Source organism: Micromonospora maritima (assembly GCF_902825405.1).
In the GTDB taxonomy this organism is placed as follows: domain Bacteria; phylum Actinomycetota; class Actinomycetes; order Mycobacteriales; family Micromonosporaceae; genus Micromonospora; species Micromonospora maritima.
Window position 1 is genome coordinate 1 of sequence record NZ_CADEAU010000284.1, and the last position, 7,081, is coordinate 7,081.

Here is a 7,081-nt window from a genome sequence, read left to right on the forward strand (position 1 = left end):
ATGCGGCTGGCCGGCGATGCCGGCCGGCGCGCCGGGTACGACGAGTCCGCCGACCGGACGACCCGCGACCGGCGGCGCGCCGCCTGAGCGTCGCGGGGCCGGGCGGTTCGAACCGTGCCCGCCCCGATTCCGTGTTTATGATCGACAACTCGGTCGGAATGCGGGGAAGAGGGTGAGCGCGGACGGGCGGGTGGTCGGCGCGCTGGTGGCGGTGGCCGACGAGCGGCCGGCGCCGGGCCTGGTGCAGGCCACGCTGGAGACCGCGCACTGGGCGGGCGACCAGCTCGCCCTGGCCGAGCTGGACTCGTCACGGGAGCGGCTGGCCCGGGCCGAGGTACGCGCGCTGCGTGCGCAGATCAGCCCACACTTCATCTACAACGCGCTGACCGCGATCGGCTCGTTCGTGCGCACCGACCCGGAGCGGGCCCGGGAGCTGATCCTGGAGTTCGCCGAGTTCACCCGCTACTCGTTCCGGGCGCACGGCGAGTTCACCACGCTGGCCGAGGAGCTGCGCTCGATCGACCGCTACCTGACCATCGAGCGGGCCCGCTTCGGCGAGCGGCTCCAGGTGCGTCTCCAGATCGCCCCCGAGGTGCTGCCGGTGACGTTGCCGTTCCTCTGCCTCCAGCCGCTCGTGGAGAACGCGGTGCGGCACGGGTTGTCGCGGAAGCCGGGCACCGGCATGGTGAGCATCGAGGCCCGGGACGCGGGCGCCGAGTGTCACATCACGGTGGAGGACGACGGGGTGGGGATGGATCCGACGACGCTGACCGCCGGCATCGCCGAGGTGTCCGGCGCGGGCAGCGACCCGGCCGACGACCCGGGGCAGCACGTCGGCCTCTCCAACGTCGACGAGCGGCTCCGGTCGGCCTTCGGGGACCGGTTCGGCCTGGTCGTCGAGACCGGCCTGGGCTCGGGTACGAAGGTCAGCATGCGGGTGCCGAAGTTCCACCCGGGCGTCCGGGTGTCGTCGTGAGCGGGCGGAGCGAGCGAACCGGGTCGGCGTGGTGAACGCGTCCGGATTCCTGCGGGTGCTGGCGGTCGACGACGAGCCGCCGGCGCTCGACGAGCTGGCCTACCACCTGCGCGCCGACCCCCGGGTGGCGCGGTTGCACACGGCCGGCGACGCCACCGAGGCGCTGCGGGTGCTGCGCGACGACGACGTGGACGTGGTGTTCCTCGACATCCGGATGCCGGGCCTGGACGGGATGGAGTTGGCCCGGGTGCTGCGCCGGTTCGCCCGGCCGCCGGCCATCGTCTTCGTCACCGCGTACGACGACGGGGCGGTGGACGCGTTCGACCTGGGCGCCACCGACTACGTGCGCAAGCCGGTCCGCGCCGAGCGGTTGGCCGAGTCGCTGCGCCGGGTGATCGGTTCGCGGGTGGTGCCGTCGCACCCGGCGGCGCTGGCCCGGGCGGAGGAGGATCCGACCATCCCGGTGGAGCTGGCCGGCACCACCCGGATGCTGCCCCGCTCGGCGGTGCGCTGGGTGGAGGCGCAGGGCGACTACGCCCGGCTGCACACCGCGGAGGGTTCGCACCTGGTCCGGGTGTCGCTGGCCACGCTCGCCGAGCGCTGGGCGGACGCGGGGTTCGTCCGCATCCACCGCTCCTACCTGGTGCAGCTGCGGCTCATCGCCGAGTTGCGGCTGGTCAACTCCGGCTACGTGGTGGTGATCGACGGCAGCGAGCTGCCGGTGAGCCGCCGGCACACGCGTGAGTTGAAGGACAAGCTGGTGCGCGCCGCCAAGCAGGACTGGAGCCGCTGACGTCCTGGCGTACAATGTACGGCAGGTACGAGAGAGCGGAGAGCACATGACCGACGACCGCTTCGACCCGGGCGCCGAATTCGACCGCCAGCTCGACCGGCTGATCCAGCTCGGCTACCCGGCCCTCGCCGGGCAGACCGAGGAGGCGTTCCGTGCCCTGCTCACCCCGCTGCGCGACGCGGCGGTCACCGGCGCCGCCGGGCTGGCCGCCCCGACCGACGCGCGAGCGCCGTTCCTGCTGGTCACCACGCGGGAGCTGACCCCGGTCCCGGAGCGGATCGCGCTCACCACGCTCGCCGGCAGGCGCAAGACAGGCGTCCTGGACCGGAACTTCCCCGCCGACGACCTGCCCGCGTTCCACCCGATCAAGGAGCTGGAGGTGCCGGCCGGGCCCGCGTACCTGCTCTTCGGCGTGGACCGCGGCGAGGAGTACCGCAACCGGACGCCGTCGGACGCGCTGGAGGACATGACCGCCAAGGGCCGGCTGCCGATCACCATCGACGAGGGCCTGGCCTTCGTCACCCTGCACCCGCAGGCGCTGGCCAGCAACAGGTGCTTCTCGCTGGTCGGCTCGCGCTGCGGCGACAAGCGGGTGCCGGCGCTCTGGATCAGCCAGGGCGCGCCCAAGCTCGGCTGGTGCTGGTTCGGCAACCCGCACACCTGGCTCGGCTCCGCCACCGCCCACCCGGTCCGGGTCGGCCTGGACTGAGCCGCCGGCCGGGGCAGGACCGACACCGGTCCCGCCCCGGCCCGCTCAGGAGGTGGCGAGGAGGAAGTGGTTCCAGGCGCTCCCGTCCCGGGTGACGACCAGATGGTCCGCCTCCCCGTCCGGGCCGTCGTCGCCGCCGAACAGCCACGCGAAGCCCGGTACGACGCTTACCGAGGCGACAGGCATGCCGTCCCTCCGGGCCACCGTGAAGCTCCGACCGTCGTCACGACTGACCCACACCTCCCCGGCGCGGTTGTCCTCCGGACCCGTCTGCGTGACGGCCAGCAGAGACCCGTCCGACCCCACCGTCAGGTCCCAGTGCACCACCTCCGGCAGGCCGGTCAGGGTGGTGGACCAGCTCGCCCCACCGTCCCGGGTCCGCTCCAGCGTCACCTCGCCGCCCGCGCCGGTCACGATCTGGTAGCCCTCCCGGCCGTCCACGGCTGCCAGCGCGAGCACACTCTTCCCCGTGGCCGGCGTCCAGGTCGTCCAGGTTTCGCCCCGGTCGGTGCTGCGCGCTCCGACGGTGCTCCCGTTGATCCGGTACGTGGCCCAGAGACTGCCGTCCGACGCGGGATAGAGGCTGGCGAGCGGCAGCGGTGACGGCGGCGGCCCACTGAGCCGGTAGACGCCTCCCGTCGACGGGTCGACCGCCAGCGGCTCGGTGACGACCCAGGACGTCAACTGGCAGAAGACGGGCCGGGCGGCCGGCGGGAAGACGCGCACCGCGGTGATCGCCTGCTCGGCGTCCTGCCAGGTGCGGCCGTAGTCGGTGGAGAGGAACCGCAGCCCGTCGTCGTAGACCAGATAGCTGCGGTCGCTCAGCACCACGTACTCCAGCGTCGTCCCGTTCCAGGTCGGACCGGGACCACACCGGGTGGCCCGGTACTGGGCGTCGTCCCAGTCGGACCAGGTCCGCCCTCCGTCGGTGGTCCGGGCGAACCGCAACACGCAGCCGTCGATGCGCACGTCCACCCCGGAGTCCGGGCCGGTCAGCCTGAAGTCGCCGGCCCGGCCCGGCAGGCTCGGACCGGACGACGGCCCGGGCCGGACCGTGGACCCGATCCGCGACTGCACCACCAGCGGGGCGACGCCCAGGAGCATCAGCAGGACCAGGGCGGTCGCGCCCAGGTTCGCCGACCGGCGACGGCGGGACCGCGCCACGGACCGCAACTCGTCCAGCGGCGGCTGCCGGACGGCGCCGGCGATCGTGTCGACGTCGAAACCGGAGAACTCACGATCGGACATCGATCCTCCCGGTGCTGGTGATGTCGTCGGGATCGGTGAGCAGCGCGGCGAGGGCCTGCCGTCCCCGGGAGAGCCGGGACTTGACCGTGCCGGCGGAAACGCCGAGAGTCGTGGCGATCTCGTCCACCGGCAGGTCGACCAGGTAGTGCAGCGCCAGCGCGGTCCGTTGCCCCTCGGGCAGCTCCCGCATGGCGGCCAGCAGGGCCAGGTGGTCCGGCGACCGGTCGGCGACGGCGGGCGGGGGGCCGATCCGGAGCATCAGCCGGTCGAGGACCCGTCGCCGCCGGTGCCGGCTGCGGGCGACGTTCACCGCCACCCGCCGGAGCCACGCCTCCGGGTTGTCCAGCCGGGCGAACCGCCCGGGCGCGACCAGCGCCTTGGTGAACGCCTCCTGGACCGCTTCCTGGGCCTCGCTCAGGTCACCGGTCACCGCGTAGAGCTGGACCACCAACCGGCGGAAGGACCCCGCGTACAGCTCCGTGATCAGATCACCGTCGGACACCGTCACCCCCTCTCTCCACCTGTCCACTCACGAGGCGGGAGGGAGGTTCCGGGCGGCGCTCAGAAGATGTCGGCGATCGGCAGGGCGAGCGGGAACGGCCGATCGGTGCGGTGCACGTCGGTCGAGGAGAGGACCGCCGCCTCGCGGTAGCCGGCACCGACGTGTTCCAGCACCGTCAGGGTCTGCTTACGCGGCTCCACCAGCCAGTAGTGCGGGATGCCGGCCGCGCCGTACTCGTGGCGTCTGAGCACCAGGTCACGCCCGGCGTTGCCGGGTGAGACGACCTCGACCACGAGCAGCACGTCCGCCGGAGCGAGCGCCGTGCCACCCCGTTCCAGCGCCTCGTCATGGGCGACGAAGACGTCCGGCACGAAGTAGGACGACCGCTTCGCACTGACCCCGATGCCCTGCCCCACCATCAAACCGGCCGGGGCCTGCCGATCGAGGAGCCCGCGGAGGCGGTTGACGATCGCTCCGTGGCGGACGTCCGGGTGTGGGGACACGAGCAGGCACCCGTCGAAGATCTCGTAGTCCTGGCCGTCCCGGGGGAGATCCTGGAGGTCGTCCACCGTCCAGACGTCGCCGCTGTCGGGCCGTGCCGGGCTGGCCACTGTCACACCTCCTCTCTACCGGCTCACCCTGACATCCCGCTCGGTCGTCCACAACGACTCCCCGCTCGTCCACCGAGTTGTCCACAGGTGTGGAGCGTTGTCCACACGTTGTGCACAGGGTTGGTCGGCGTGCTCTTGACATTCCCACCGAGCAGGCGAGACTGCCGGGGGTGACCGGAGCCGAGGAGCAGCGTCGGCCGGGGCGGCCCGTCGAGGCGACCCCGGTGCCCGGTCCGCGCCCGCCGCGAACGACCGATCCGCCCCGGCGGACCCGGATCGTGCTGGCCGAGGTGTCCCGGTCCGGCAGCCGGGCCGACCGCACCCGCTCCGAGCTGACCCAGCAGACCCGGGTCGGCGAGACGCTGGTGCAGGGGCTGATGCGGGCCCAGCTCTCGCTCGCGCTGCGGCTCAGCCTGCTGGTGCTGATCGGGCTGGGCGGGCTGCCCTGGCTCTTCGCCATCGCGCCCTCGGTCGGCCGGGTCACCGTGCTCGGGGTCAACCTGCCGTGGCTGCTGCTCGGCGTGGCCGCCTTCCCGTTCCTGATCGTGGTCGGTTGGGCGTACGTGCGGCTGGCCGAACGCAACGAGCAGGACTTCGTCGACCTGGTCCAACGGCCGGAGCGCTGATGTCCAACGGCTACGTGGTCCCGGCGATCGTGGCGGTCACCCTGGTCACGGTCGGCATCGGCTTCTACGGGCTGCGGCTGGCCCGCACCACCTCCGACTTCCTGGTCGCCTCCCGGGCGGTCAGCCCGACCTGGAACGCCGCCGCGATCGGCGGCGAGTACCTGTCGGCGGCCAGCTTCCTGGGCGTCGCCGGACTGATCCTCAAGTACGGCGTGGACGTGCTCTGGTATCCGGTCGGCTTCGCCGCCGGCTACCTGGCCCTGCTGCTGTTCGTGGCCGCACCGCTGCGCCGCTCCGGCGCGTTCACCCTGCCCGACTTCTGCGAGGTGCGGCTCGGCTCGCGCCGGCTGCGCACCCTGGCCACCGTGTTCGTGATCTTCATCGGTTGGCTCTACCTGGTGCCGCAGTTGCAGGGCGCCGGGCTGACCCTGGCCACGCTGACCGGCGCGCCCTACGCCGTCGGCGCGCTCCTGGTCGCCCTGGTGGTGACCGCGAACGTGGCGCTCGGCGGGATGCGGGCGATCACGTTCGTCCAGGCGTTCCAGTACTGGCTGAAACTCACCGCGCTCGCCGTACCCGCGATCTTCCTGGCGTTGCAGTGGCAGGCCGACGCCCGCCCGGCGGTGGCCCCGCCCGACGGGCCGACGTTCCGGACCGCGACCACCGTGGTGGTCGAGCACCGCGCGACGCTCACCCTGCCCGACGGCGACGTCCGGGAGGTACGCCCCGGCGACCGCCTCGACTTCGCCGCCGGTGACCCGGTGCCCGAGGTGTCCGGCGCGGCGACCGCCGCCGTCGACTGGCTGCTGCCGGACACCGCGGGCGACGACGACCGCAGCCTGTTCGCCACGTACTCGCTGATCCTGGCCACGTTCCTGGGCACCATGGGGTTGCCGCACGTGCTGGTGCGCTTCTACACCAACCCGGACGGCGCCGCCGCCCGCCGCACCACGCTCGTGGTGCTGGCCCTGGTCGGCGTCTTCTACCTGTTACCCACCATCTACGGCGTGCTGGGCCGGATCTACACCCCGCAACTGCTGGTCAGCGGGCAGACCGACGCGGTGGTGGTGCTGCTGCCCGGCGCCGCGCTGGGCGACGGCACCATCGGCCGGCTGCTCGCCGCGCTGGTCGCCGCCGGAGCATTCGCGGCCTTTCTCTCCACCTCGTCCGGCCTGCTCACCAGCGTCGCCGGGGTGATCTCCACGGACGTTCTGGGCCGGGGCTCGGTACGTGGCTTCCGGATCGCCACGGTGATCGCCGGCGGGGTACCGGCGGTGCTCGCGTTGAACGTCTCCGGGCTGGACGTCTCCCAGGTGGTCGGGCTGGCGTTCGCGGTGGCCGCGTCGAGCTTCTGCCCGCTGCTGGTGCTGGGCATCTGGTGGCGCGGCCTGACCGACCTGGGCGCCGCCGCCGGGGTGCTGGTGGGCGGCGGCGCGGCGATCGGCGCGGTGCTGCTCACCGTGCTCGGCCCGCCGCTGAACGGCTGGCCCGCCACGTTGACCACCCAGCCGGCCGCGTGGACGGTGCCGCTGGCGTTCACCGTGATGGTGGTGGTCTCCATGGCCAGCCGGCGACGGCTGCCCCGCGACGTGGGCGCCACCATGCTCCGCCTGCAC

General features: G+C 73.1%; 7 protein-coding genes and 1 pseudogene. 5 read left to right on the forward strand and 3 right to left on the reverse strand.

What is annotated here, in order from left to right; all coding sequences use genetic code 11:
• Positions 1-178 precede the first annotated feature (178 nt).
• The 3 genes and pseudogenes from HUW36_RS21820 to HUW36_RS21830 all read left to right on the forward strand — a co-directional run.
• Positions 179-976: pseudogene (locus HUW36_RS21820) on the forward strand (sensor histidine kinase); the annotation flags it as partial.
• Between the two features lie 31 nt (positions 977-1,007).
• Positions 1,008-1,769, forward strand: a complete 762-nt coding sequence (locus HUW36_RS21825; RefSeq protein WP_174529876.1) for a LytR/AlgR family response regulator transcription factor — start codon at positions 1,008-1,010, stop codon at positions 1,767-1,769.
• Positions 1,770-1,815: 46 nt separating this feature from the next.
• Positions 1,816-2,478, forward strand: a complete 663-nt coding sequence (locus tag HUW36_RS21830; RefSeq protein ID WP_174529877.1) for a DUF5701 family protein — start codon at positions 1,816-1,818, stop codon at positions 2,476-2,478.
• 45 nt (positions 2,479-2,523) lie between these two features.
• Here HUW36_RS21830 and HUW36_RS21835 read toward each other — a convergent pair whose 3' ends face one another.
• From HUW36_RS21835 to HUW36_RS21845, 3 genes are read right to left on the reverse strand one after another with little or no spacing between them, the layout of a single operon-like run.
• A complete protein-coding gene (locus HUW36_RS21835; protein ID WP_174529878.1) occupies positions 2,524-3,726 on the reverse strand; it encodes a sialidase family protein in 1,203 nt (400 codons plus the stop codon).
• Positions 3,713-4,228 carry an RNA polymerase sigma factor gene (locus tag HUW36_RS21840; protein ID WP_217428846.1) on the reverse strand — a complete coding sequence of 172 codons (516 nt, stop codon included), beginning with the start codon at positions 4,226-4,228 and terminating at the stop codon, positions 3,713-3,715. The genes HUW36_RS21835 and HUW36_RS21840 overlap by 14 nt, the downstream gene beginning before the upstream one ends.
• A gap of 59 nt (positions 4,229-4,287) precedes the next feature.
• Entirely contained in the window at positions 4,288-4,839 is a 552-nt protein-coding gene (locus HUW36_RS21845; RefSeq protein WP_174529879.1) for a Uma2 family endonuclease, read from the reverse strand.
• A 224-nt stretch (positions 4,840-5,063) separates the two neighbouring features.
• Here HUW36_RS21845 and HUW36_RS21850 point away from each other — a divergent pair, with 224 nt between their 5' ends.
• Together HUW36_RS21850 and HUW36_RS21855 are read left to right on the forward strand one after the other, a co-directional pair.
• The gene (locus HUW36_RS21850) at positions 5,064-5,465 is read left to right on the forward strand and encodes a hypothetical protein (protein ID WP_174529882.1); all 402 of its coding nucleotides are present in this window, start codon (positions 5,064-5,066) and stop codon (positions 5,463-5,465) included.
• A partial coding sequence (locus HUW36_RS21855) for a sodium/solute symporter (RefSeq protein WP_174529880.1) occupies positions 5,465-7,081 on the forward strand: 1,617 nt, incomplete at its 3' end. The genes HUW36_RS21850 and HUW36_RS21855, both read left to right, overlap by 1 nt.